Annotated in this window: 17 protein-coding genes and 1 pseudogene; 10 read left to right on the forward strand and 8 right to left on the reverse strand. The window is 70.7% G+C overall.

The features are described 5' to 3' along the window. Positions 1-4: 4 nt before the first annotated feature. Complete coding sequence (locus ACIHAD_RS36525) at positions 5-1,048, reverse strand: polyprenyl synthetase family protein (protein ID WP_397359285.1); 1,044 nt, start codon at positions 1,046-1,048, stop codon at positions 5-7. A gap of 132 nt (positions 1,049-1,180) precedes the next feature. Between ACIHAD_RS36525 and ACIHAD_RS36530 the strand changes: the two are divergent. Beyond that, positions 1,181-1,363 (forward strand): annotated as a pseudogene (locus tag ACIHAD_RS36530) (1-deoxy-D-xylulose-5-phosphate synthase N-terminal domain-containing protein); the annotation flags it as partial. Between the two features lie 152 nt (positions 1,364-1,515). Continuing rightward, positions 1,516-2,280: a flavodoxin-dependent (E)-4-hydroxy-3-methylbut-2-enyl-diphosphate synthase gene (locus ACIHAD_RS36535; protein ID WP_397359366.1), complete on the forward strand. Its 765-nt coding sequence runs from the start codon at positions 1,516-1,518 to the stop codon at positions 2,278-2,280. Between the two features lie 107 nt (positions 2,281-2,387). On the opposite strand, the gene ACIHAD_RS36540 is transcribed toward ACIHAD_RS36535, so the two are convergent. Beyond that, on the reverse strand, positions 2,388-3,767 hold the full coding sequence (locus tag ACIHAD_RS36540) for a carbohydrate-binding protein (RefSeq protein ID WP_397359286.1): 1,380 nt from the start codon (positions 3,765-3,767) through the stop codon (positions 2,388-2,390). Positions 3,768-3,932: 165 nt separating this feature from the next. Here ACIHAD_RS36540 and ACIHAD_RS36545 point away from each other — a divergent pair, with 165 nt between their 5' ends. From ACIHAD_RS36545 to ACIHAD_RS36565, 5 genes are all read left to right on the forward strand, one after another. Then, on the forward strand, positions 3,933-5,114 hold the full coding sequence (locus ACIHAD_RS36545; RefSeq protein ID WP_397359287.1) for a zinc-dependent alcohol dehydrogenase: 1,182 nt from the start codon (positions 3,933-3,935) through the stop codon (positions 5,112-5,114). Positions 5,115-5,155: 41 nt separating this feature from the next. Beyond that, the gene (locus ACIHAD_RS36550) at positions 5,156-6,205 is read left to right on the forward strand and encodes an NAD-dependent epimerase/dehydratase family protein (protein WP_397359288.1); all 1,050 of its coding nucleotides are present in this window, start codon (positions 5,156-5,158) and stop codon (positions 6,203-6,205) included. A gap of 97 nt (positions 6,206-6,302) precedes the next feature. Next, positions 6,303-6,767: an ATP-binding protein gene (locus ACIHAD_RS36555; protein WP_397359289.1), complete on the forward strand. Its 465-nt coding sequence runs from the start codon at positions 6,303-6,305 to the stop codon at positions 6,765-6,767. Between the two features lie 69 nt (positions 6,768-6,836). After that, positions 6,837-7,736 (forward strand): dihydropteroate synthase, encoded by a 900-nt coding sequence (gene folP, locus ACIHAD_RS36560; protein ID WP_397359290.1) that lies wholly within the window; start codon positions 6,837-6,839, stop codon positions 7,734-7,736. Between the two features lie 14 nt (positions 7,737-7,750). Further along, on the forward strand, positions 7,751-8,149 hold the full coding sequence (locus tag ACIHAD_RS36565) for a DUF1992 domain-containing protein (RefSeq protein WP_397359291.1): 399 nt from the start codon (positions 7,751-7,753) through the stop codon (positions 8,147-8,149). 130 nt (positions 8,150-8,279) lie between these two features. Here the strand turns inward: ACIHAD_RS36565 and ACIHAD_RS36570 are convergent, their stop codons facing one another. Further along, positions 8,280-10,631 (reverse strand): glycoside hydrolase family 6 protein, encoded by a 2,352-nt coding sequence (locus ACIHAD_RS36570; protein ID WP_397359292.1) that lies wholly within the window; start codon positions 10,629-10,631, stop codon positions 8,280-8,282. Positions 10,632-10,952: 321 nt separating this feature from the next. Between ACIHAD_RS36570 and ACIHAD_RS36575 the strand changes: the two genes are divergently transcribed. The 3 genes from ACIHAD_RS36575 to ACIHAD_RS36585 all read left to right on the forward strand — a co-directional run bounded on the left by ACIHAD_RS36575 (position 10,953) and on the right by ACIHAD_RS36585 (position 18,000). Beyond that, positions 10,953-13,847, forward strand: a complete 2,895-nt coding sequence (locus ACIHAD_RS36575; RefSeq protein ID WP_397359293.1) for a glycoside hydrolase family 48 protein — start codon at positions 10,953-10,955, stop codon at positions 13,845-13,847. Between the two features lie 11 nt (positions 13,848-13,858). Continuing rightward, a complete protein-coding gene (locus ACIHAD_RS36580; protein WP_397359294.1) occupies positions 13,859-16,342 on the forward strand; it encodes a glycoside hydrolase family 9 protein in 2,484 nt (827 codons plus the stop codon). Between the two features lie 65 nt (positions 16,343-16,407). After that, positions 16,408-18,000, forward strand: a complete 1,593-nt coding sequence (locus ACIHAD_RS36585) for a cellulase family glycosylhydrolase (RefSeq protein WP_397359295.1) — start codon at positions 16,408-16,410, stop codon at positions 17,998-18,000. A gap of 136 nt (positions 18,001-18,136) precedes the next feature. On the opposite strand, the gene ACIHAD_RS36590 is transcribed toward ACIHAD_RS36585, so the two are convergent. The 5 genes from ACIHAD_RS36590 to ACIHAD_RS36610 all read right to left on the reverse strand — a co-directional run bounded on the left by ACIHAD_RS36590 (position 18,137) and on the right by ACIHAD_RS36610 (position 24,628). Continuing rightward, positions 18,137-18,658 carry a hypothetical protein gene (locus ACIHAD_RS36590; protein ID WP_397359296.1) on the reverse strand — a complete coding sequence of 174 codons (522 nt, stop codon included), beginning with the start codon at positions 18,656-18,658 and terminating at the stop codon, positions 18,137-18,139. Beyond that, entirely contained in the window at positions 18,655-19,737 is a 1,083-nt protein-coding gene (locus ACIHAD_RS36595) for a lytic polysaccharide monooxygenase (protein ID WP_397359297.1), read from the reverse strand. Before ACIHAD_RS36595 ends, ACIHAD_RS36590 begins: the two co-directional genes overlap by 4 nt. 223 nt (positions 19,738-19,960) lie before the next feature. Further along, positions 19,961-21,250, reverse strand: coding sequence for a protein kinase (locus ACIHAD_RS36600; RefSeq protein ID WP_397359299.1), 1,290 nt, complete (start codon positions 21,248-21,250; stop codon positions 19,961-19,963). Then, positions 21,237-22,208 (reverse strand): LacI family DNA-binding transcriptional regulator, encoded by a 972-nt coding sequence (locus tag ACIHAD_RS36605; RefSeq protein ID WP_397359300.1) that lies wholly within the window; start codon positions 22,206-22,208, stop codon positions 21,237-21,239. Before ACIHAD_RS36605 ends, ACIHAD_RS36600 begins: the two co-directional genes overlap by 14 nt. Positions 22,209-22,435: 227 nt before the next feature. After that, on the reverse strand, positions 22,436-24,628 hold the full coding sequence (locus ACIHAD_RS36610; protein WP_397359301.1) for a transglycosylase domain-containing protein: 2,193 nt from the start codon (positions 24,626-24,628) through the stop codon (positions 22,436-22,438). Positions 24,629-24,752 lie beyond the last annotated feature (124 nt).

The following is a 24,752-nucleotide window of genomic DNA, read 5'->3' on the forward strand; positions in this document are numbered from 1 at the left end:
CCCCCTACTTGGTACGGTGCGCGAGCTGGTCGGCCAGGACGGACAGCGCGCTGCCGGCCTCGGGCCCGATCGGCGCCCGTGCCAGGGCGGCCGTGGCCTCGCCCACGCGTTCGTCGATCATCGACTCGACCTGGTCGAGCGCGCCCGTGTCGATGAGGATGGTGCGCAGCCCGGCGGCCTGCTCCTCGGTGAGGGCCGGGTTGCCGTGCCAGGCGCGCAGGTAGCCGAGCTGCGCGGGCGAGGCGTGCGCCACGGCGTGCGCGATCATCACCGTGTGCTTGCCCTCGCGCAGGTCGTCGAGCGCGGACTTGCCGGTCTCGGCCGCGGAGCCGAACGTGCCCAGCACGTCGTCGCGGAGCTGGAACGCCTCGCCGAGCGGCACGCCGAACCGGGAGAAGGCGTCGAGCAGCTCGGGTGGGGCGCCGGCCAGGGCGCCGCCGATCTGCAACGGCCGCTCGACGGTGTACTTGGCCGTCTTGTAGCGGATCACCGTGAGCGCCTCCGTCACGCTCGCGCCGGCGCGGAGCTGGGCGAGGATGTCGAGGTACTGGCCGCTGATGACCTCGGTGCGCATGGCGTCGAAGAGGTGGTGTGCGGCGCGCAGGCGTACGGGCTCGACGCCGCACGACGACAGCAGGGTGTCGGACCAGGCCAGGCTGAGCGTGCCGAGCAGGATGCCGCCCGCGTGCCCGAACGCCTGCGCCGACGGGCCGTCGTGGAGGTCGGCGAGGTTCCTGTGGATGGTCGCCCGGCCCCGGCGCAGCTCGCTGCCGTCCATGATGTCGTCGTGGATGAGCAGCCCGGCGTGGCACAGCTCCAGGGCCGCCGCGGCGCTGACGATCTCGTCGCAGTCGGCGCCGCCCGCGCCCCGCCAGCCCCAGTAGCACAGCAGGGGGCGGATGCGTTTGCCGCCGCCGAGGATGAACTCGGTCAGCAGACGGTAGGCCGTCTGCACGTCGGGATCGGAGACGGGCGCACGCCACGTCTCAAGGAAGTCGGCGAGGCGTCGCTCGATCCGCGATCCGAGGTAATGCTGCGTGAAGCTCACCGGCATCCGCTCGGCTCCTTCTGGGTCGGGACGCGCACTACCAATAGTTACTACTTGAACACAGAGCGTGTAAAGTGTCTTGGGCCTTTCAACTATTCTTTTGGCTCACCTGCAACACCGTCAGGGGATGTCATGACGACCCTGTTGCCGTACGTTTCCACTCCCCAAGACCTGCGGGCCCTGCCCGCCGAGCTGCTGCCCGGCCTGGCCCGTGAGATCCGCGAGTTCCTGGTCGACAAGGTGAGCGCCCGTGGCGGGCACCTGGGCTCCAACCTCGGCGTCGTCGAGCTCACGATCACCCTGCACCGCGAGTTCGTCGCGCACGGGAGCCGGGCCGGGTTGCTCGCCGAGGCCGGGCTCACCGGCCAGGGCATCGCGCACACCGTCGGAAGGGAGTTGGGCAGGTGGCCGCTGTAGATCTCGGACTGCCGGTGCGACATCGGGCGCGCAGGGCGTCCAGGCAGGTCATGGTGGGGTCCGTGCCGGTGGGGGGCGACGCGCCCGTCTCGGTGCAGTCGATGACGACGACGGTGACGGCCGACGTCGACGCCACGTTGCAGCAGATCGCCGAGCTGACGGCGGCGGGCTGCCAGATCGTCCGCGTCGCCGTGCCGACCCAGGACGACGCCGACGCGCTGCCGGCCCTGGCGCGGAAGTCGCAGATCCCGGTCGTCGCCGACATCCACTTCCAGCCGCGTTACGTCTTCGCCGCCATCGAGGCGGGGTGCGCGGCCGTCCGGGTCAATCCCGGCAACATCAAGAAATTTGATGACAAGGTGGGCGAGATCGCGCGGGCCGCGTCCGACGTGGGGGTGTCCATCCGCATCGGGGTCAACGCCGGCTCGCTCGACCCCCGGCTGTTGGCCAAGCACGGCAGGGCCACGCCGGCCGCGAAGGTCGGGATCGGGATCCTGGAGTCGCTGGGGTTGCGGCGGCGGAGGCTGGAGATCGTCTCCTGCCCGTCCTGCGGGCGGGCCCAGGTCGACGTGTACGGGCTGGCCGAACGGGTGACCGCGGCCCTCGACGGGTTCCCCCACCCGCTGCGGGTGGCGGTGATGGGCTGCGTGGTCAACGGGCCCGGCGAGGCCAGGGAGGCGGACCTCGGCGTGGCCTCGGGCAACGGCAAGGGGCAGATCTTCGTCAGGGGCGAGGTGGTCAGGACCGTCCCCGAGTCGCGGATCGTGGAGACGCTGGTCGAGGAGGCTCTGCGGCTGGCCGAAGACGCGTCCTGAGGCACAGGGCGCATTGGCCGGGCGATGTCCCTGACGGAGGAGTGGGACATCGCCCGGCCGCGCGGTCCAGGTCGTGAGGGGGTATCTCCGCCTGGACGTCTAGGGGGTCAGGCGCGCTGCCAGAGAGCCGGCACGTTCGGCGGCTCCCAGCCCGGCTGAGCGGTGTGACCCTGGAGGCAGCGGTACGTCGAGCCGCCGTACGTCACCGTCGCGCCGGCCGTGTACGTCGTGCCCGCGGCCCACGTGCCGCCCGGGACGGTGGTCGTGACGGTCGGCGTGCTGGTCGGGCCGGGGCCGCCGCCCTGGGTGGCGAGGGTCAGGCCGTAGGTGGACAGGATCTCGTTGACCGGCTGGAAGTACGTCGTGCCGCCCGAGCTGCAGTTGCCCGAGCCGCCCGAGGTCACGCCCTGGGCCTGGTCGCCGGAGATGAACGAGCCGCCGGAGTCGCCGGGCTCGGCGCAGACGTTGGTCCGCGTCACGCCGGAGACGGTGCCCTCCTGGTAGGTGACGCTGGCGTTGAGCTGCTGGACCGAGCCGCAGTGGTAGCCGGTGGTCGATCCGGCGCGGCAGACGGCCGAGCCCACCTGGGCCACGGTCGAGCCGCGTACGGGCAGGATGCCGGCGCTGTAGCCGTACACCACGCCGGTCGGGGTCCACTGGGAGTTGACCTCGACCCAGGAGTAGTCGTTGCCCGGGAAGGACGAGCCGCGGAACGTGCCCATGGCGACCCGGTTGGAGCCGGACGTGCTGGACCCGGCGGTGCCGCAGTGGCCGGCGCTGACGAAGCCGCCCTGCGAGCCGGCCTTGGTCACCGAGAAGCCGACGGAGCAGCGCGTCCCGGAGCCGATGTAGTAGGCGTCGCCGCCGCGCACGTCGTAGAAGAGCGTGGGCTTCTCGGCCGAGCGGACGACCTGGACGGCGGAGGTGCCCGCGCCGCTGGCCTTCACCCAGGCGGCGGCCTTGGCGGGGTTGGAGCTGAGGACGACGACGGTGTTGTCGACGACGTCCACGTACCAGACGGGGGCGCTCTTCGGGGCCTTGGCCGACGCGGCGTCGAGGGCGGCCTTGGCCTGGTCGAGGCTGCTCAGCGAGCGGGCGACCACGCGGGCCTGCACGCCGGCCTCGGCGATGGCGGCCACCTGCGAGCGGTCGGTGGTGGCGGTGACCGGGGTGGAGGTGGGGCCGGTCACCCAGGAGCCGGCGTAGGAGACGCCTAACCTGGCGCGCAGCGCGGGTTCGAGAGCGGCCGCCGCCGCCTCGTTGACCAGGCGGGTCTCGGCCTGCGGGCCGGTGATGCCGAGGTCCCGGCTCACGGCGTCGACCAGGCCCTGCGGGGGATCGGCGACGGCCTGGGCGTTGGCCTGGGCGATGGAGTAGGGGGTGTCGTCCTGGGCGGTGGCGCCCTTGGCCGCGAAGGCCAGGGCCGGGACGCTGATCATGGTGACGGCGATCGCGATGCCCGCCGTCACGGTCTTCCTGGGGAGCATGTGCATGTCTCCTCGCGTACAGGGGGGTGTCTGCACGGTACGTGTCCGAATACGAGGAGTGGTCGTCCCAAAAGACCCCTATCACGGTGTTATGGGGAGAATCGTTTGGAGCTCTATGTGGGGGTATGCGGCATTTGTGCCGTCCGAATCCCATCTGGAGGCGTCATGAAGGCCGTCACCTGGCACGGCAAGCGCGACGTATGGGTCGAGGAGGTCCCCGACCCGGCCATCAAGGAGCCCAACGACGCGGTGATCCGGGTGACCAGCTCGGGCATCTGCGGCTCGGACCTCCACCTGTACGAGGTGCTCGGCCCGTTCATGGCCGAGGGCGACATCCTGGGCCACGAGCCCATGGGCGTCGTCGAGGCCGTCGGAGCCGCCGTCACCGACATCAGGCCCGGCGACCGCGTCGTCATCCCGTTCAACATCTCCTGCGGCCACTGCCACATGTGCGGCCTGGAGCTGTACGCGCAGTGCGAGACCACGCAGGTCAAGGAGCAGGGCATGGGAGCCGCGCTGTTCGGCTACACCAGGCTGTACGGCCAGGTGCCCGGCGGCCAGGCCGAGTACCTGCGCGTGCCCGAGGCCCAGTTCGGCCCGATCAAGGTGCCCGAGGGCCCGCCGGACGAGCGCTTCCTGTTCCTGTCCGACGTGCTGCCGACCGCCTGGCAGGCCGTCGACTTCGCGCACATCCCGGACGGCGGCAGCGTCGCCGTCTTCGGCCTCGGGCCCATCGGCCAGATGTGCGCCCGCATCGCCCGCCACCTCGGCCACCGCGTGATCGGCGTGGACGGCGTCACCGAACGCCTGGAGATGGCCCGCCGCCACGGCATCGAGGTCGTGGACGGGAGCGAGACCTCCGACGTGCCCGGCGCGATCCGCGAGCTCACCTCGGGACGCGGCACCGACTCGGTGATCGACGCCGTCGGCATGGAGGCCCACGGCTCACCGGCCGCCAAGATCGCACAGACGCTCACCGGGCTGCTGCCCGACGCGGTGGCCGCGCCGCTGATGTCCCACGCGGGCGTCGACCGGCTCGCCGCGCTCAACCAGGCCATCGACTCGGTCCGCCGCGGCGGCGTCATCTCCGTCATCGGCGTCTACGGCGGCATGACCGACCCGATGCCGATGCTGCGCATGTTCGACAAGGGCGTCACGCTGCGCATGGGCCAGGCCCACGTGCGGCGGTGGATCAACCGGATCATGCCGCTGGTCACCGACGACTCCGACCCGCTCGGCGTCATGGACCTCACCACCCACCGCATGCGGCTGGAGGAGGCGCCCCAGGCGTACGAGATGTTCCAGAAGAAGGCGAACGGCGCGATAAAGATCCTGCTACAGCCCTGACCAGGGGTTTCGCCGTCCGGAGCGCGGGCAGCGGTGCGGGCATGAGAGTCGTGGTGGTCGGGGCTACCGGCAATGTCGGCACGAGCGTCGTACGCGCGCTCGCCGCGGATGACAGCGTGACGTCGATCGTGGGCGTGGCCCGCCGCCTGCCGGGATGGCGCATCGACCGCACCGAGTGGCGGCAGGCCGACGTCGCCACCGGCGACCTCTCGCGCATCTTCGAGGGCGCCGACGCCGTCGTGCACCTCGCGTGGCTGTTCCAGCCCACCAGGGACCCGGCCGTGACCTGGCGGGCGAACGTGCTGGGCAGCATGCGGGTGTTCCGCGCGGTGGCCGAGGCCGGGGTGCCCGCGCTGGTCCACGCGTCCTCGGTCGGCGCGTACTCGCCGGGCCCCAAGGACCGGCCGGTGGACGAGAGCTGGCCCACGCACGGCTGGCCGGGCGCCGCGTACGGCAGGGAGAAGGCATACGTCGAGCGGGTGCTCGACGTCTTCGAGCACGACCACCCGGCGATCCGCGTCGTGCGGATGCGGCCGGGGTTCATCTTCCAGCGGGCGGCGGCCACCGAGCAGCGCCGCCTGTTCGCCGGGCCGTTCCTGCCGCGCCGGCTGTTCCAGCCGGGCCGCATCCCGTTCGTGCCCGACGTGCCCGGACTGCGGCTCCAGGTGCTGCACGCCGACGACGCCGCCGAGGCGTACCGGCTGGCCGTGACCAGGACGGTGTCGGGGGCCTTCAACCTGGCCGCCGAGCCCGTGCTCGACCCCGCCGACCTGGCCAAGCTCCTCGGCACCCGGACGATACCGGTCACGCCCTGGCTGGCCAGGACGCTGATGTCGGCCGGCTGGCACCTGCGGCTGGTGCCCGCCTCGCCCGGCCTGCTCGAACTGGCCCTGCGCATCCCCGTCATGAAGACCGACAGGGCCAGGGACGTCCTGGGCTGGCGGCCGCGGCACTCCTCCTGGGACGCCATGCGCGAGCTCCTCGACGGCCTGCACGACGGCGCCGGCATGGAGACCCCGCCGCTCGCGCCCGACCGCGGCCCGGTGGGCCGGGCCAAGGAACTGGCCACCGGCGCCGGCGGCCGTGCCTGATCCGGGGGTGTAACGTCCCCGGTCCGGGGAAGGGGACGGGCCTCTACGCAAGGTCCAGAGGCGTGGCCTGCGTGTCGTGACGACACGAGGGAGCGCCATGGCCCTTCTCCTGACCCAGCTCTTCACCCTCCACGACGTCACCGAGCTGCGCCGCACGGTCGCCGAGCAGGCCGAGAACTGCGGGCTGCGCGACGGGCGGCTCGACGACTTCGTCCTCGCCGTGCACGAGAGCGTGGTCAACGCCGTGGAGCACGCGGGCGGACGCGGGCAGCTGACGTTGTGGACGGTCGACGGAGTCATCCGCTCGGAGACGGCGGACCAGGGGGCGGGCATCCCTGGGACGTACCTCGACGGGGCCGTCCGGCCGTCCACCCTCTCCCACACCGGCCGCGGGCTCTACCTGATCCGGCGGTTGTGCGACGTCGCCGACTTCCGTACCGGCCCGGACGGCACCACGGTCCGGCTCACCATGCGCCTGCCGCACGCGCCCGCCTTCCCGCGCACCATGAAGCGGATCCGGGTCACCGGGGGCGGTGGGCCGTCCGGGCACTTCCAGGGCTGAGCGCAGGCGCGCCCGACCGCCCCGCCGCGCCCCCAGGTAGGCTCGGCAGGAGACGGAAGGGGCCACTACGTGAGCGGCGGAAACAATCCCCCCGAGATCATCTCCCCGGTCCGCCGCATCGGGCGGCGGGAGTTCGATTTCGAACGCCAGGTCGCCATCATGGCCATCGTCAACCGGACCCCCAACTCCTTCCACGACCAGGGGCGCACGTACGAGCTCGACCGCGCGGTCGCGGCCTGCGTGCGGGCCGTCGAGGAGGGGGCCGACTGGGTGGACATCGGCGGGTTCGCCTTCAGCGCGGCCCAGGCCGCGATCGGCGTCGAGGAGGAGATCGAGCGGGTGGTCCCGGTGATCGCCGAGGTCAGGGCCGCGACCGACGCCGTCATCTCGGTCGACACCCACCGCCCCGACGTCGCCAGGGCGGCCGTCGAGGCCGGCGCCGACGTCATCAACGACACCAACGGCCTGCGCGAGCCCGGCCTGGCCGAGGTCGCGGCCGCGACCGGCGCCAGCGTGGTGGTCACCCACAGCCTCGGCGGCCCCGGCAGGCGGGTCTTCCGCCCGAGCTACGACGACGTCGTCGGCGAGGTCGCCGGCTTCCTGCGCGAACGGGTCGCCTTCGCGCTCAAGGCCGGCATCGCCCCCGACCGGATCATCATCGACCCGGGCCACGACCTGAACAAGAACACCTTCCACTCCCTGGAGCTGACGCGGCGGCTGGAGGAGATCACCGCGATCGGCTACCCCACCCTGGTCGCGCTGTCGAACAAGGACTTCATCGGCGAGACCATCGACCGCCCGCAGGGAGAGCGCAAGGAGGGGACGATCGCCGCGAACGTCGTCTCCATCCTCAAGGGCGCCCGGATCCTGCGGGTGCACGACGTGGCCGCGACGGTCGCGTCCGTGCGCATGACCGAGGCCGTGCTCGGCTGGCGCGGGCCGGTCGCGCCGAGCCACAACCTGGCGTGAGAGGAGCCGTGTCCGTGACCGACCGCAAGCCGCTGGGCATGCCGTTCGAGAGCTGGATCGACAGGCAGATCCGCGAGGCTGCCGAACGCGGGGAGTTCGACGACCTGCCCGGCGCGGGCAAGCCGCTGCCCGGCCTCGACCGGCCGCACGACGAGATGTGGTGGATCAAGCAGAAGCTGGAGAGCGAGGGGCTGTCCATGCCACTGCCCCCGACGCTGGCGCTGCGCAAGGAGGCCGAGGAGGTGCTGCGGCAGGCCCGCGGGGCCAGGTCCGAGACCGAGGTGCGGCGGCTGCTCGAAGAGGTCAACGAGAAGATCCGCGAGGCGATCAGGAAGGGCCTGCCGGGGCCGCCGCTCAACCTGATGCCCTTCGACGTCGAGCGCGTCGTGTCGGAGTGGCGCGCGAGCCGCTGAGCGGCGCGCGAGCCGTCGGGGAAGGGGCCCGGGCTCCGGCCCGGGCCCCTTCCCCGGGCGAGGGGCCCGGGTCAGGCGGGCCCCTCGCCCGGAGGCCGGGGGCCCCGGAGCCCCCGGCCGGCTCAGTGATCTAGCTGACGGGCGGGTAGGCGTTCCTGACCAGCTCCTGGAACTGGGCGGAGAACCACTGGCCCGACAGCGGGGCGCCGGCGAGGGCGCCCGACATGTTGTTGCCGTTGAGGTTGTTGCCGGTGTAGGTCGGGTCGCACATCCGGTCGAACTTCTTGCCCTCGTCGTTCGGGATGTCGGTGCTGGCGCCGTCGGACTCGCCCGGAGGCTTGATCCAGACGTAGGCGTCGAAGCCGGCCTCGGGGCTGGCCGTCGGACGGGCGCCGAGACCCGCGCCGCTCTGGTTGCACCAGTTGCCGGCGTGGATGCGGCGGTCGACGCGCGACTGGTTGACGAACGTGTTCACGTCCGTCGAGCTGCTGGCGCCGCCCGGACGGGCGGCGCCGCCCCAGCCGTTGCGCGAGGTGTCGACCAGCATGCCGAGCCCGGACTTGAAGCCCTTGCTGACCAGCGCGGTGCGCAGCGCCGTGGCGAAGGTGGACTCGTCCACGTAGTAGTTCCAGTCGACCCACTTGGACTGGCGGACGGACTGGCCGTTCACCAGGGTGTTGATCGTGTAGTAGGGCTCCTTGGTGGCGGAGTAGTTGGCGGTGTTGACGATGAAGCCGTCCACGCTGTCCACGCCGGCCGTGGTGCCCGCGGCCATGGTGTAGAAGAGGTTCACGGCGGGGCCGAAGTTCGAGTCCCAGCCGAGCCAGGCGTGGTGGGCGGCGTCCACGTAGGTGTAGACGTTGGTGATCGCGTGCAGCTTGTTGAGCGCGTACCGGACGCCGTCCACGTAGCCGCCGGCCTGGTTGGCCTCGGCGCACTTCGGGAAGTTGTTGATGTTGGTGATCAGGTTGGGCAGCGAGTCGGGCTCGATGATCGTGACGATGCGCAGGTTGGCGTACTTGGGGTCGCGCAGGATGTTCGCGATCACGTCGATGTACTCGGCCTTGTAGCGGTTGAAGCCGTTCTCGGCGATCAGCAGCTCGCCGTTGGAGGCCAGGGCCGAGCAGTCGCGGTTGGGCAGGTCGTAGACGACGAACTGCACGGCCAGCGGGGCCGAGCCGTTGAGGGCGTCCTGGGCCACGGCCTCGTCCAGGTGGGCCTGGAGGCCCATGGCCGAGGAGGAGCCGGCGATGGCCGCGATGCGGTCAATCCACACGGCTGTGGAGGTGTTGGCGACGGCGGCGCCGCCGGGCTCGGCCGCGGCCTTGGCCTTCCACTGCGGGTTCACGTAGCCGGTGGCGCCGGCGTACGGGTTCTCGACGTGGCCGGTGGGCGGCTGGCCGTCGTCGTCGGCCTCGGTGGCGGTGACCGTCTTGGAGGTCAGGCCGGTGGAGGCGACGGTGAAGGGACGGGTGCCGTTGGCCGTGTCGGAGTCCTGCGCGGCGGCCAGGGTCACCGTCTGGGCGGTGTTCCAGTTGGCCGGCGTGAAGGTGAGGCTGCCACCGCCGGAGACGGTCAGGTCGGCGTCGCCGCTGCCCGCCGTCGAGGTGACGGTCACGTTCGCGGACGGCTGCGCGGCCAGCTTGACCGTGTACGTCGCCGTCCCGCCCTCGGGCACGGTCACCGACGTGGGCGTCACGAGCAGCGCCTGCTCCACGACCGCGTCGTCGTCCACCTCGGTCGCGTTGACGGTGGCCGAGGTGACGCCGGTGCCGCCGACGGAGAAGGCCGCCGTGCCCGCGGTGGTGTCGGCGTCCTGGGCGGCGGCCAGGGTGACCGTCTGGGCGGTGTTCCAGTTGGCCGGAGTGAAGGTGAGCGAGCCGCCCGCGCTGACGGTCAGGTCGGTGTCACCGCTGGTCCGCTGGGTGGTGACGGTGACGTTCGAGGAGGGGGCGGAGGACAGCTTGGCGGTGAAGGTGGCGGTGCCGCCCTCGTTGACCGCGACCGAGCTGGCGGAGGTGACCACCGAAGGGGTGGTGGGGGTGACGCCGCCGCAGGTCACGCCGTTCACGGTGAACGAGGTGGGAGGGTTGTTGCCGCCCGTCCAGGTGCCGTTGAAGCCCATGGTGGTGGAGGCGCCGGTGGCCAGGCTGCCGTTGTAGGGCATGTTCGTCGCGGTGACGCGGGTGCCCGACTGCGTCCAGTTGGCGCTCCAGCCGGTCGGGGTGTACTTCTGACCGGTGCTGGGGAAGTCGAAGCCGAGCGTCCACGACGTGATCGGGTCGCCGGTGTTCTTCAACGTGATGTTCGCGGTGAAACCGCCCTGACCGGGGCTGCTCGTCCACGAGTTGGCGGAGTAGGTCACGTCGCAGTTCACCGCGGCGTTGGCGGCCGTGGTCTGACCGGCGACGAGGCCGAGGGCCGCGACGCTCGCGGCGGTCATGGTCACGGCCCATCGGCGCGGGCCGCTGTGGAGTCTCACTAGCGATCATCTCCAGAAACTCAGTTGGCTGGGAGCGCTCCCATAGTGAGACGCCCTCACAGCCCTGTAAATGAGCGCGGCTCCGCGCGGGCCGTCCCCGGGCCACATGCTCGCCGAATGCCCCCGAAGGTGGATGAAACTTTCATCATCGGCAGCCTGGTGAGAGGAAACGCGGGGGCCGCCGGACGGCCGATCCGTTGACATACGCCGCGGGGCACCCACAATCCCCCTTGGGAGCGCTCCCATACCCCCTACTCCCATGGAGATCCCGTGAACCACAGACCTCCTTCCCGTCTCTCCCGATTGTCGAGGCGGCTCGCCGTGGCCACGGCGGTCGTCCTCGCGGCGGGCACGACCACGACCCTCGCGGCGCTTCCCGCGCACGCCGCCGTCGCCTGCGACGTGACGTACACCGCCAACCAGTGGACGAGCGGCCCAGGTCAGGGCGGGTTCACCGCCAATCTGACCCTGAAGAACACCGGCGACCCGATCACCTCGTGGACGCTCGGCTTCGACTTCCCGACCGCGGGCCAGAAGTACACGCCCACCGGCTGGAGTGCCAACTGGACGCAGTCCGGCACCCACGTCACCGCGACCAACATGCCGTGGAACGGCAGCCTGGCCACCGGCGCCTCGACGACGCTCGGCTTCAACGGCACCTGGACGGGCAGCAACCCGAACCCGACCTCGTTCACCGTGAACGGCGTGACCTGCGGTGGCGCCAACACCCCGCCCACGGTCGCGCTGACCTCGCCCACCGCCGGCCAGACGTACACGGCCCCGGCCACCGTGGCCATCGCCGCGAACGCCGCCGACACCGACGGCACGGTCTCCAAGGTCGACTTCTACCAGGGCTCGACGCTGCTCGGCACCGACACCTCGGCGCCCTACGGCTACACCTGGCAGAACGTGGCCGCGGGCAGCTACTCGATCACCGCGAAGGCCACCGACAACGGGGGCGCGACCACGACCTCGGCCCCCGTCGGGATCACCGTCTCGCAGAACACCGGGCCCGCCCTCGTGGTGAGCCCGGCCACGATCTCCGTGCCGGAGAAGGGGACCGCGAGCTTCGGCGTGAAGCTCTCGCAGGCGCCCTCCGCGAACGTGACCGTCACCACCGCCCGCACCAGCGGTGACAGCGACCTGACCGTCGGCTCGGGCGGCTCGCTCACCTTCACGCCGGCCAACTGGAACACCGTCCAGAACGTCACCCTGGCGGCGGCGGACGACGCCGACACCACCAGCGGCACCGCCGAGTTCACGGTGAGCGCGACCGGATACACCTCGGTCAAGGTCACCGCCAGCGAGGCGGACGACGACCTCGGCGGCGACAACGAGTACGTCAAGCGCTTCGTCGAGATGTACAACGAGCTGCACGACCCGGCCAACGGGTACTTCTCGCCCGACGGCGTGCCGTACCACTCGGTGGAGACGTTCATGGTCGAGGCGCCCGATCAGGGGCACGAGACGACGTCCGAGGCCTACAGCTACTACCTGTGGCTGGAGGCGACGTACGGGCAGGTGACCGGCGACTGGGCGAAGTTCAACGACGCGTGGGCCTCGATGGAGAAGTACATCATCCCCTCGACCGCCGACCAGCCGACGAACTCCTTCTACAACCCCTCCAAGCCGGCCACGTACGCCGGTGAGTGGAACGACATCAAGCAGTACCCGACGCAGCTCGACTCCGGGGTGTCCGTGGGCTCGGACCCGCTGGCCAACGAGCTGAAGAGCGCGTACAACACCAGTGACGTCTACGGCATGCACTGGCTGCTCGACGTCGACAACACCTACGGCTTCGGCCACTGCGGCGACGGCACGAGCAAGAACACCTACATCAACACCTACCAGCGCGGCCCGGAGGAGTCGGTCTTCGAGACCATCCCGCAGCCGTCCTGCGACACGTTCAAGTTCGGTGGCCCCAACGGCTACCTCGACCTGTTCACCAAGGACAGCAACTACGCCAAGCAGTGGAAGTACACCAACGCCCCCGACGCCGACGCGCGGGCCGTCCAGGCCGCGTACTGGGCGCAGACGTGGGCCAAGCAGCAGGGCAAGGAGTCGCAGATCTCCGCGTCGGTCGCCAAGGCCGCCAAGATGGGCGACTACCTGCGGTACTCGATGTACGACAAGTACTTCAAGAAGCCCGGCTGCACCAGCACCTCGTGTGCCGCGGGCACCGGCAAGGACGCCTCCAACTACCTGCTGTCGTGGTACTACGCCTGGGGTGGCGCGAGTGACACCAGCGCGGGCTGGGCCTGGCGCATCGGCTCCAGCCACAACCACTCCGGCTACCAGAACCCGCTCGCGGCCTGGGCGCTGGCGAACGTGGCCGAGCTGAAGCCCAAGAGCGGCACCGGCGCGGCCGACTGGAGCACCAGCCTGACCCGCCAGCTCCAGTTCTACACCTGGCTCCAGTCGGCCGAGGGCGCCATCGCGGGCGGCGCGACCAACAGCTGGGAGGGCCACTACGCCACCCCGCCGACCGGCCTGCCCAAGTTCCACGGCATGACCTACGACTGGCAGCCCGTCTACCACGACCCGCCGTCGAACCAGTGGTTCGGGTTCCAGGCGTGGACCATGGAGCGGGTGGCCGAGCTCTACTACGCCTCGGGCAACGCCGACGCCAAGGCGCTGCTGGACAAGTGGGTCTCCTGGGCGATGGCCAACACCAAGATCAACGCGGACGGCACGTACCAGATGCCGTCGACGCTGAAGTGGACCGGCCAGCCCGTCGGCGACTTCAGCGCGGTCAGCGGCATGCCGCCGGCCAACCCCGGCCTGCACGTGACGGTCGCCGACTACACCAACGACGTCGGCGTGGCCGGCTCGTACGCCAAGGCCCTGATGTACTACGCGGCCAAGGCGAACGACACCGCGGCCAGGACCATGGCCAAGGCGCTGCTGGACGGCGTGTGGAAGAACCGGGACGCCAAGGGCGTGTCGGTGTCGGAGACCAAGACCGACTACAAGCGGCTGAACGACCCGGTCTACGTGCCCCCGGGTTGGACCGGCAAGATGCCGAACGGCGACACGATCAACTCCAGCTCGACGTTCATGTCGATCAGGTCCTTCTACAAGAACGACCCCGACTGGCCCGAGGTGAACGCGTACCTGCAGGGCACGGGCCCCGCGCCCACCTTCAACTACCACCGGTTCTGGGCGCAGGTGGACGTGGCCGTGGCCCTGGCCGAGTACGGGCGGCTCTTCCCGTGAGAAAAGCGGCGATGATCGCCGCGGCGTCGCTGGTCCTGCCCCTGCTCGCAGGGGTGGGGCCGGCGGCCCACGCGGCCGCGCCCGCCTTCGCCTACGGCGAGGCGCTGCAGAAGTCGCTGTGGTTCTACGAGGCCCAGCAGTCGGGCGACCTGCCCGCCTGGAACCGCGTCTCCTGGCGCGGCGACTCGGGCATGAACGACGGCAAGGACGCCGGACTGGACCTGACCGGAGGCTGGTACGACGCGGGCGACCACGTCAAGTTCGGCTTCCCGATGGCCTTCTCGGCCACGATGCTGGCCTGGGGCGGCGTGGAGTACCGCGACGCCTACGCGGGCTCCGGCCAGCTCACCCACCTGCTGAACAACCTGAGGTTCGTCAACGACTACTTCGTCAAGGCCCACCCGTCGGCGAACGTGCTGTACGGGCAGGTCGGCAACGGCGGCACCGACCACGCCTGGTGGGGCCCGGCCGAGGCCATGCAGATGAACCGGCCCGCCTACAAGATCGACGCCTCCTGCGGCGGCTCTGACCTGGCGGGGGAGACGGCGGCGGCGATGGCGGCCTCGTCGATCGTCTTCCGCCCGACCGATCCGGCGTACGCCGACAAGCTGGTGACGCACGCCAGGCAGCTCTACTCCTTCGCCGACACGGTCAGGAAGAAGTACAGCGACTGCATCAGCGACGCCCAGGGGTACTACAACTCCTGGAGCGGCTACAACGACGAGCTGGTCTGGGGGGCGATCTGGCTCTACCGGGCCACGAACGACGCCGCCTACCTGGCCAAGGCCGAGGCCGGCTACGACAACCTGGGCAACGAGCCGCAGACCACGACGAAGTCGTACAAGTGGACGATCGCGTGGGACGACAAGTCGTACGGCGCGTACGTGCTGCTGCACAAGCTCACCGGCAAGCAGAAGTACCTGGACGACGCCAACCGCTGGCTCGACTGGTGGACGGTCGGCGTCAACGGCTCCAAGGTCAAGTACTCGCCGGGCGGCCAGGCGGTGCTGGACCGGTGGGGATCGCTGCGGTACGCGGCCAACACCTCGTTCGTCGCGCTCGTGCACAGCGACGCGATCACCGATCCCGACCGCAAGGCCCGATACCACGACTTCGCGGTCCGGCAGATCAACTACGCGCTCGGCGACAACCCGCGCAAGTCCTCGTACGTGATCGGGTTCGGGGCCGGCCCGCCGAAGAACCCGCACCACCGTACGGCGCACGGCTCATGGACCGACCAGATCACCAACCCGGTCGACAGCCGCCACACCCTGTACGGCGCGCTCGTCGGCGGCCCGCCCGACCCCGACGACGTCTACACGGACAAACGCGACGACTACGTCATGAACGAGGTCGCGACCGACTACAACGCGGGCTTCACCAGCGCCCTGGCGCGGCTCTACAAGGAGTACGGGGGAGCGCCCGCGGCGGACTTCCCGCCCGCCGAGACCCCGGACGGCCCGGAGATCTTCGTCGAGGCCGGCGTGAACGCCTCCGGCACGAACTTCACCGAGATCAAGGCCATCGTCCGCAACCAGTCGGCCTGGCCCGCCCGGGTCCTGTCGGACGGCTCGTTCCGCTACTACTTCACCCTCGACGGCTCGACGACAGCCTCGCAGATCGGCGTGTCGTCGGCCTACACCCAGTGCAGGGCCCCCACGCTCGGCTCGGCCGGCGGGAGCGTGTACTACGTGAACATCGACTGCTCCGGGCAGGCCATAGCCCCGGCCGGGCAGTCGCAGCACCGCAGGGAGGTGCAGTTCAGGATCACCAGCGCGGGCGCCTGGGACCCGTCCAACGACTGGTCCTACAAGGGCATCCCGGTCACGCCGGGCGCGACGCCGGTGCTGACGAAGAACATCACCCTCCACAGCGGCGCCACCAAGATCTGGGGTGAGCCCCCGGGTCCGGAGGAGCAGGACACGACAGCGCCCAGCAAGCCGGGCAAACCCGCGGTCTCCGGGATCACGGGCACGACGGCGAAGCTGAGCTGGACGGCCTCCACGGACAACGTGGGAGTGACCGGTTACGACGTCTACCTGGGGTCCACCAAGGCGGGCACGGCCACCGGCACCTCCTTCGACCTGAGCGGGCTCACCCCTGCCACGGCCTACGCCGCCCACGTGGTGGCCCTGGACGCGGCGGGCAACAGCTCGGCGGCCTCCGACGGCACGGCGTTCACGACCGCGGACGCGCCGACCGGCGGCTGCGCGGCCACGTTCAAGGTCACCAACTCCTGGAGCGGCGGGTACCAGGCCGAGGTGACGGTCAGGAACACCGGCGCAGCGGCCGTCACCGGCTGGACGGCCGCCTGGTCGTCGGCCGGCCAGATCACCCAGCTCTGGGGCGGCAGGCTCACCCAGACCGGCTCGACCGTGTCGGTCAGGAACGAGGCGTGGAACGGCGGGCTCGCCGCCGGCGCCACGACCACGTTCGGCTTCATCGCCAACGGCGCCCCCGTCACCCCCGACCCGATCACCTGCACCCCCGTCTGAGCCGAGACCCCGCCCCCGCCGCAACGGCGGCGGGGGCGGTTCCACGGTTCGGTGAAAGGCAGCCCATGCGATCACTGTTCACCGCGCCGGCCCTCGCCGCCGCGCTCGTGGCCGCTTCCTTGATCCTGCCCGGCACTCCGGCGCAGGCCGCCACCGGCATCCACGTGAGCGGCACGAAGATCCTGGAAGGCAACGGCCAGGAGTTCGTGATGCGCGGCACCAGCCACGCCCACACCTGGTACCCGACCCGGACCAAGGCGTTCGCCGACATCAAGTCGCTGAAGGCCAACACCGTGCGCGTCGTGCTCAGCGGCGGCCGGTGGAGCGCCAACTCCGTCTCCGACGTGGCCGACGTGGTCTCCCTGTGCAAGCAGAACAAGCTCATCTGCGTGCTGGAGGACCACGACACCACCGGGTACGGCGAGCAGAGCGGCGCGTACACCCTCGACCAGGCCGCCGACTACTGGATCAGCGTCAAGAGCGCCCTGGCCGGTCAGGAGGACTACGTCGTCGTCAACATCGGCAACGAGCCGATCGGCAACAACGCCACCACCCCCGGCTGGGCCGACGCCACCAAGGCCGCGATCCAGAAGCTGCGCGCCAACGGCCTGCACCACGCGCTGATGGTGGACGCCCCCGCCTGGGGCCAGGACTGGCAGAACGTCATGCGGGACAACGCCACGTCCGTCTTCGACGCCGACCCCGACAAGAACACGATCTTCTCCGTGCACATGTACGGCGTCTACGACACGGCGGCCGAGATCACGTCGTACATGGACGCGTTCAGGACCGCCGGGCTGCCGCTGGTCGTCGGCGAGTTCGGGTTCAACCACTCCGACGGCGACCCCGACGAGGACACGATCATGGCCCAGGCCGTGAGCCGCGGCCTGGGCTACCTCGGCTGGTCGTGGAGCGGCAACGGCGGCGGCGTCGAGTACCTGGACCAGGTCACCGGCTTCGACGTCACCCAGCTCACCTCGTGGGGCCGGCGGCTGTTCAACGGCGCCAACGGCATCGCCGCGACCGCCAGGCAGGCGTCCGTCTACGGCGGCGGCACCACCGACCCGACCCCGCCGAGCGCCCCCGGCACCCCGTCGGCCTCGAACGTCACCTCGTCCGGGGTCACCCTGACCTGGCCGGCCTCCACCGACGACGTGGGCGTGACCGGGTACGACGTCTACACCTCGACCGGCACCCCGCTCGGGGCGACGGCCACGACCTCGATCACGCTGACCGGCCTGTCGCCCTCGACCGCCTACCAGGTGTACGCGAAGGCCAGGGACGCCGCGGGCAACCAGTCGGCCGCCTCGCCCACGGCCTCCTTCACCACCCTGGCCGGCGGCGGCGACGGCGGCTGCACGGCCGCGGGGACCGTCCAGAGCCAGTGGGGCAACGGGTACGTCCTGCAACCCGTCACGGTGACCAACACCGGCACGACCACCAGGAACGGCTGGACGGTGACGTTCACGCTGCCCGCGGGGCACACCGTGACCGGCTTCTGGAACGCCGCGGTGACGGTCAGCGGGCGGACCGTGACGGCGAGGAACCTGAGCTACAACGGCACGCTCGCGCCCAGCGCCGCCACCAGCTTCGGGGTCCAGGCCGGCCGTCCGAACGGCGACACGTCCGTTCCGTCCGGCTACACCTGCGCCGGCTAGAGAAGGAGGAGGTGAGGCCGATCGGCTGACCCAGCCCGCGACACCATCCCGCCCGGATGGGACGGACGCGGCCGGCGAACCCCCAGCCGGCCGCGTCCGTTTGCCCAACCCCACCCCCGCGCCGGGGGGCGTCGGATCAGCGTGGGTCGAGGACGTGGGTGAAGCGGTCGCGGGCCGCGTCGATGGCCGCCTCGTCCGAGAACTCGGCGAACGCCTCCTCGTGATAGCGCCCGGGGATCAGCTCCCTGACCCGCTCGGGATACCCGGGCCCGGCCACCGGCACCTTGACCTGCGGCGGCACGCCCAGCCGTACGGCGATGGGCCCCGACGCCCGTACGGACATGGCCCAGTCGCGGCTCTCGCCGACGATCGCGCACAGATGACGCGCGTAGACCCAGCGCACCTCGGCCAGGCTGGAGGCGTCGGGCGGGTCCGTCCCGAACGGCTCCACCGCGCACACCACCCGCGACTCGAACCCGTGCCCGTGGTCGTGGTGCTCCTCGGGCGTGGCGCGTTCGAGGATCAGCGTCACCTGGGCGGCGAGCTCCTGGTCGAGTCGCGCCGACTTCTGGTGGGCGGCGGACAGCGTCACCCCGGCCAGCGCCAGGCCGGCCAGGGCGACGCCTGCCGCGATCTGCCCGCGACGGGTTCCGATCACGGGCTCGTGCAGGTCAGCACGGGTGCGGGGCTCGGGATCGAGCCGGTGGCGTTGAAGCCGAACGTGGTGGTCGCGTTCGGCGCGAGCTGGCCGTTGTAGGAGGCGTTCTTGACGGACACGTTCGGTGGCTGGGCGGACAGCACGCCGTTCCAGGGCGCGCCTTCGAAGCCCTGGCCGCCGGCGTAGGTCCACTTGACCGTCCAGCCGTTCAGCGAGGCGGTGCCGGTGTTCTTCACCGTCACCTCGCCCTGGAAGTGACCGGCCCAGCCGGTGTCGGTGGCCTTCCAGGTGGCGGTGCAGCCGCCAGGAGGGGGCACCGTCGGGGTGACGGTCGGGGTGACAGTGGGGGTGGCAGTGGGCGTGCCTGAAGGCGTGCCGCCGCCCGGGCCGACGCCGGTGACCTGGCCGTTGCCGCCGTCGAAGACGACGTCGGAGCAGCTGTAGAAGTTCTCGTTGCTGTCGGAGCGGATCCAGTGCGTGTAGATGATGTGGCGCCCGGTCTTGCCGGAGGGGAGCTGGGTGTTCCAGTAGTAGTAATTGAGCGCGCCGGGGCCGCCGCTGGCCGGCGGGTTGGTGACGCTGCCGAACGACTCCAGGTCCGACCACTTGAGCGGGCCGTCGGGGTTCCAGCCGTTCTTGGTGACGTAGTAGACGAACGTGCCGGGGTGCTGGGCCCAGTTGCTGTGCCGCATCTGGATGGTCGCGCCCGAGGTCAGATGCGTCTGCGGCCAGTCGGAGCGTACGGCGTTGTAGGCGGTGAAGTCGTAGGGGCCGCCGGTGCCGCCGCTGCAGAGCTGGCCGTCGGGGATGAAGCCGCTGGTACGCCCGGCGCCGTCGGAACGCAGCACGGCGAACCAGTTGTACAGCGGGGTCGCGCCGCTCTGGGCGACGGCCGCCGCGCAGGCCGGGTTGTAGGACTGGATCTGGCCGTTCTCGCGCAGGCCGTCCTGCCAGCACAGGAAGGTCCGGGCCCCGGGGAACATGGAAACGCCGTGGGCCTGCGCCTGCGGCGGCGCGATCAGGACGGTGGTCAACAGGACCAGGGCGGCGGTGAGCGCCGCCGTTCGGAAGTGTTTCATGGGGATTCCTTCGCACAGGGGAACACAGGAATCTGCCCACGATCAGCCCGCCCGGCCAGCGCATTGAACCACGGCGACCGGCGTCCCGACAACGCGCGGTGAAACTTTCAGCCGATCTCGCAGGATCACACGGTCACCGGCCCCTGGGCGCGAACGTCTCCGTCAGCGGCGGCGTCGTGACCGCGCGGAACCTCTCCTCCAACGGCAGCCCGGCCCGTACCCCTCAGCCGGGCTTCATGGCGCGGTCGATCACCTTGAGTCTGGCCTCCAGCTCCGCGCGGCAGGCGGGGGCCAGTCGTCCCTCCCGGGCCCGGTCGGCGACCTTGCGCCGCAGCTCGGCCATCCCGGTGACCTCGGGGCCGCGTACCACCGAGTCGAGCACCTGTTTGAGGTCGAGCACCACGTCCGCGTCGGTCGCGTCGCACGGCTCGCCGTCTTCGAGCGAGTCGTGGAAGCCGTCCACCGCCTGATCGACGGTGACCGACCCGGCCGGCGAGCTCTCGATCACCCGCGAGGCCGGCGCCGAGGAAGACGGCCCGGCGGATGGCGCGGCGGACGGTGTGGCGGACGGTGTGGCGGACGGTGTGGCGCGCGGCGACAGCACCGGTTCCGGCGCGGACCGCTGGAACCACAGCAGCACGATGAGCGCCACCAGCGCCGACCCCGCCGCCGTCAGGCCGCGCCGCACCTGCCGGGCGATCCCGGCCGTGCCGAGCGCCGAGGTCAGCGCGGCGACGATGTCCTCGGCCGTGGGCCGCTCCTCGGGCAGGTGCGCCAGGCAGTTCTGGCAGAGCGAGGCGACGCCGTACGGCACGCCGGTCACCCGAGGCGGCGGATCGGTCCGGCGTGCCGCCTCGATCTCCTCCCACGTGGTCTCCGGGTACGGGGTGCGCCCCGCGAGCATGGCGAACAGCAGCACGCCCAGGGCGTACACGTCCACGGCCGGGTGGGTGGGGGCGCCGAGGAGGCGTTCGGGGGCGACGTAGGGAGGGGTGCCGCGGTCGTCGTCGGGGTCGCCGGCCCAGGCCGCGATGCCGAAGTCGAGCAGCTTCGGGCCGTCGGCGGTGAGCAGCACGTTCTCGGCGGTGACGTCCCGGTGGACCAGGCCGCGGGCGTGCCCGGCCATCAGCACGCGGGCCAGCCGCAGGGCGATGGCCGCCGCCTCGGTCCACGGCAGCGGCCCCTCGGCGATGCGTTCGGCCAGCGGGGTGCCGTCGAGCAGGGGCATCACCACGTACGCGGCCACGCCGCCCTTGGCGGTGACGGTCTCGCCGTAGTCGTAGATCTCGATCGAGTCCCGGTGGATGAACCGGGCCGCGGCACGCGCCTCGCTGCGCACCCGGACGCGTTCGCCGTGGTCGGTGTGCAGCGAGGCGGTCAGCACCTTGACCGCGACCAGCCGCTGCAACGACTGGTCGAAGGCACGCCAGATGACCGACATGCCGCCGTGGGCCAGCGGGTCCAGCAGCAGGTACCGCCGGGCCAGCACGTCTCCCGGCTCAAGCTGACTCACGGATGACCAGTTCCGTTGGGAGGACGGGGTCGATCCCCGTCGCCCCGGTCAGGAGCAGGCGGGTGGCGACCGTGGCGAGCTCCTCGACGGGCTGGCGGATCGTGGTCAGTGCCGGGACGGTGTGCCGGGCCACGGGGGCGTCGTCGAAGCCGATCACGGCGACGTCCGAGGGGACCTTGCGGCCGGCCCGGCGAAGGGCCTGGATCGCGCCGGCCGCCATCAGGTCGGAGGCGACGAAGACGGCGTCGAGGCCGGGCGCGTGGCGTAACAACCATTGCATGGCGTGCGTCCCCGAGGCCGCGGTGAAGTCGCCATAGGCCACGGGCACGTCGGGGGCGCCGGCCGCCTGAAGGGTGCGGACGAGCCCTTCGAGGCGGTCGCGGGCGGCGGGCAGGGAGGGCGGGCCGCCGATGGCCGCCACGTTCCTGCGGCCCTGTAACAGCAGGTGTTCGGCCGCCTGCCGGCCGCCGTCGAGGTTGTCCACGTCGGCGTAGGGGAGCCTGAGGTCGTGCGGCGGCCGGCCGATGTTGCGGACCGGGATGCCCGCGGTGGACAGCTTGATGGCCAGCGGATGGCGCTCGCGCGCGCCGACGATGAGCACGGCGCCCGACAGCGCCGGGAGCGTCGAGGAGGTGGGCGTCACGGTCGTGACCATGAGATGGGTGCCGTGCTCGGCGATCACCGCTCCGGCGGCGGACAGGAGCCTGGCGTAGTACGGCTCGGAGAACAGGCGGGGGAGATGGTCGCAGATCACCGCCGTGACGCCGTCGGTCAGCGTCTTGGCGGCGCTTCCCCTGGGCGCGCGTTGTCGGACGTAGCCCATGCGGGAGACGGCGTCGTACACTTGCCGGCGGGTCGAGGTACTGACCCGCACCGAGCCCGTGAGGACTCGAGATGCGGTCGCGGGGGAAACCCCTGCAGCGGCCGCCACCTGTGCCAGTGTGGGCTGCTCGGTCATGGAGCACCTCGCGGAAAGATCCTGGGAGCGCTCCCACGTTACCAATGTTTCGCCGCTGTTAATAGGGCCTTTGCAGGGGGTGCGTCCGCTTGTGCGAACGCCCTCCGAATCTGCTCAGGTAGAGGCGGTGGTTACCGTCCGAGGTTTTTGGGCCGGATGTGGATCACGACATATTGCCCATCCGTTAGGGGTATCCGAGACGCGCCGGATACCCCAGACGTCCGTCTCTAGCGCCTGCCCCGGCCGCGCCCGTGGCCGTTGCCGTCGCCGTTCTGGTAGCCCTGGCCGGGGCCGAAGTCGCCGTCGGGGTTGGGGTTGACGTCGACGAGGCCCTGGCCCCTGTCGTCGGGCTCCTGCCTGCGGGGGGCGCAGCCCTGGCCGCAGCCGCCGAAGCGGGAGGAGTCGACCGGGGTGAAGTCCGTCGCCGGGGTGCCCTTGAGCGCTGCCTTCATGGTGGCGTTCCAGATCGGGCCCGGGATGGAGGCGCCGAAGACCGAGGAGTAGTACTGGCCGCCGATGGTGATGCCGTTCAGCTTGTGGGTCGTCGAGCCGCGCGGGTCGCCGATGCTGACCGCGCCGGCCAGGTCGGGGGTGAACCCGGCGAACCAGGCGGTGGCCTGGTCGTCGGTGGTGCCGGTCTTGCCCGCCGCCGGACGGCCGATGCCGCCGACCCCGCGCATCGTGCCCTTGGTGAAGACGCCGGACAGGATGTTCGCCGCCGCGTCGGCGACCTCGGGATCGAACGCCTGCGTGCACTTGGGCTTGTACTCGGTCACCTTGCCGTTGCGGTCGGTGATCTGGGTGATGGCCGTCGGCGGGCAGTACTTGCCGCGCGCGCCGATCGCCGCGTAGGCCGTGGCGACGGTCACCGGGTCCATCTCGTTGATGCCGAGCGTGAAGGTCTCGAACTCCTGGAGCTTGTTGCCGTCGGAGCGCTTGATGCCGAGCGACTTGGCGGTCTCGACCACCTTGCAGAGGCCGACCTTCTGCTCCAGCGTCATGAAGAACGTGTTCACCGAGCCCCACGTGCCGGTGGCCAGCGACTTGAAGCCGCCGCCGCCCTCGTCGTTGGTGACGGTGTGGCTCGGGTCGCCGACGTTCTGGTTCTTGCAGTTCTTGAACGCCCAGTAGTTGGGGGCGGTGTAGCCGCTGCCGACGTTGAAGCCGTCGTTGATCTTCATGCCCTGCTTGAGCGCGGTGAGCAGGGTGAACGTCTTGAACGTCGAACCGGCCTGGAAGCCGATGCCGCCGCCGTGCACCGCGTCGGCCACCACGTTGTACGACATCTCGTGCTTGCGCTTGGAGTTGCCGTACTTGCGGCTGGCGGCCATGGCCTTGATCTCGCCCGTGCCCGGCTTGATCAGCGCCTCGGAGGCCACCGGGTTGTCGGAGGCGAAGACGTGCTTCTTGATGGCCTGCTCGGCGGCCTCCTGCATCTTCGGGTCGATCGTGGTCTTGATCTCCAGGCCGCCCCGGTTGAGGAACTGGGTGCGGGCCTTCTTGGTCTTGCCGAAGGCCGTGTTGCTCAGGATCTCGTTGCGCACGTACATACAGAAGTACGGATACTGGCTGGCGCCGCAGCCGCCGGGCAGCGGGGTGCCCTTGTAGCCGAGCTTCTTGGCCCTGGCCTCCTCGTGCTGCTCAGGCGTGATCTTCTTGAGCTCCAGCATCCTGTCGAGCACCACGTTGCGCCGGTTGAGCAGTTGCGCGCGGGAGTCCTTGCCCAGGTTGGGGTCGGTCCGGTTCGGGTCCTGGACCGCGCCGGCCAGCGTGGCCGCCTGGGACAGCGTCAGCTCGGCGGCCGACACCCCGAAGAAGCGCTTGGCCGCCGCCTCGACCCCGTACGCGCCGGCGCCGAAGTAGGCGATGTTGAGGTACTTGCCGAGGATCTCGTTCTTGCTGTACTTCTCCTCGACCGCCATCGCGTAGCGCAGCTCCTTGAGCTTGCGGGCGTAGCTGGCTTCGAGGGCCGCGTTCTTCTCCTTCTCGGTGGAGGCCGAGTTGAGCAGCACCTGCTTGACGTACTGCTGGGTGATGGAGGAGCCGCCCTGGGCGATGCCGCCCCTGCTGAGGTTCTTGGCGAGGGCGCGCACGGTGCCCTCGATGTCGATCGCGCCGTGCTCGTAGAAGCGGTAGTCCTCGATGGAGATGATGGCCGTCTTCATGATGTCGGCCACCTCGTCGAGCGAGACGTTCTCGCGGTACTCCTCGTAGAACTGGGCGATCTGGTTGCCCTTGGCGTCGAGGACCGTCGTCTTCTCGGCGAGCGGGGGTTCCTTGAGGTCTTCCGGCTTGATGTTCAGTTCCTCGGACGCCGAGACGAACATCGCTCCGGTGCCTCCGACCGCCGGCAACGCGATGGCCGCGGCCACCACTCCCGCGGCCATCGCAGCCCCGGTCAGGCGCACGATGCTCGACATTCGGGAACCCATGCGGAAAAACCTCCCCATCTTGGCATTTGGGTGCATCCTAAACCCGCCCATGACCTGCTCTCTGTAAAAAGACGAAGCGCGCGGCCGACGGTGGATGCCTCTACCCCGGGTG

The organism is Nonomuraea sp. NPDC052265 (assembly GCF_044547985.1).
In the GTDB taxonomy this organism is placed as follows: Bacteria; Actinomycetota; Actinomycetes; order Streptosporangiales; family Streptosporangiaceae; genus Nonomuraea.

Bases quoted from the DNA above. Each gene is read 5' to 3' on its own strand.
- ACIHAD_RS36585 (WP_397359295.1), top strand. From the start codon at position 16,408: ATGCGATCACTGTTCACCGCGCCGGCCCTCGCCGCCGCGCTCGTGGCC.
- ACIHAD_RS36595 (WP_397359297.1), bottom strand. From the start codon at position 19,737: ATGAAACACTTCCGAACGGCGGCGCTCACCGCCGCCCTGGTCCTGTTG.
- ACIHAD_RS36535 (WP_397359366.1), top strand. From the start codon at position 1,516: ATGGTGGGGTCCGTGCCGGTGGGGGGCGACGCGCCCGTCTCGGTGCAG.
- ACIHAD_RS36550 (WP_397359288.1), top strand. From the start codon at position 5,156: ATGAGAGTCGTGGTGGTCGGGGCTACCGGCAATGTCGGCACGAGCGTC.
- ACIHAD_RS36540 (WP_397359286.1), bottom strand. From the start codon at position 3,767: ATGCTCCCCAGGAAGACCGTGACGGCGGGCATCGCGATCGCCGTCACC.
- ACIHAD_RS36555 (WP_397359289.1), top strand. From the start codon at position 6,303: ATGGCCCTTCTCCTGACCCAGCTCTTCACCCTCCACGACGTCACCGAG.
- ACIHAD_RS36580 (WP_397359294.1), top strand. From the start codon at position 13,859: ATGATCGCCGCGGCGTCGCTGGTCCTGCCCCTGCTCGCAGGGGTGGGG.
- ACIHAD_RS36545 (WP_397359287.1), top strand. From the start codon at position 3,933: ATGAAGGCCGTCACCTGGCACGGCAAGCGCGACGTATGGGTCGAGGAG.
- ACIHAD_RS36605 (WP_397359300.1), bottom strand. From the start codon at position 22,208: ATGACCGAGCAGCCCACACTGGCACAGGTGGCGGCCGCTGCAGGGGTT.
- ACIHAD_RS36610 (WP_397359301.1), bottom strand. From the start codon at position 24,628: ATGTCGAGCATCGTGCGCCTGACCGGGGCTGCGATGGCCGCGGGAGTG.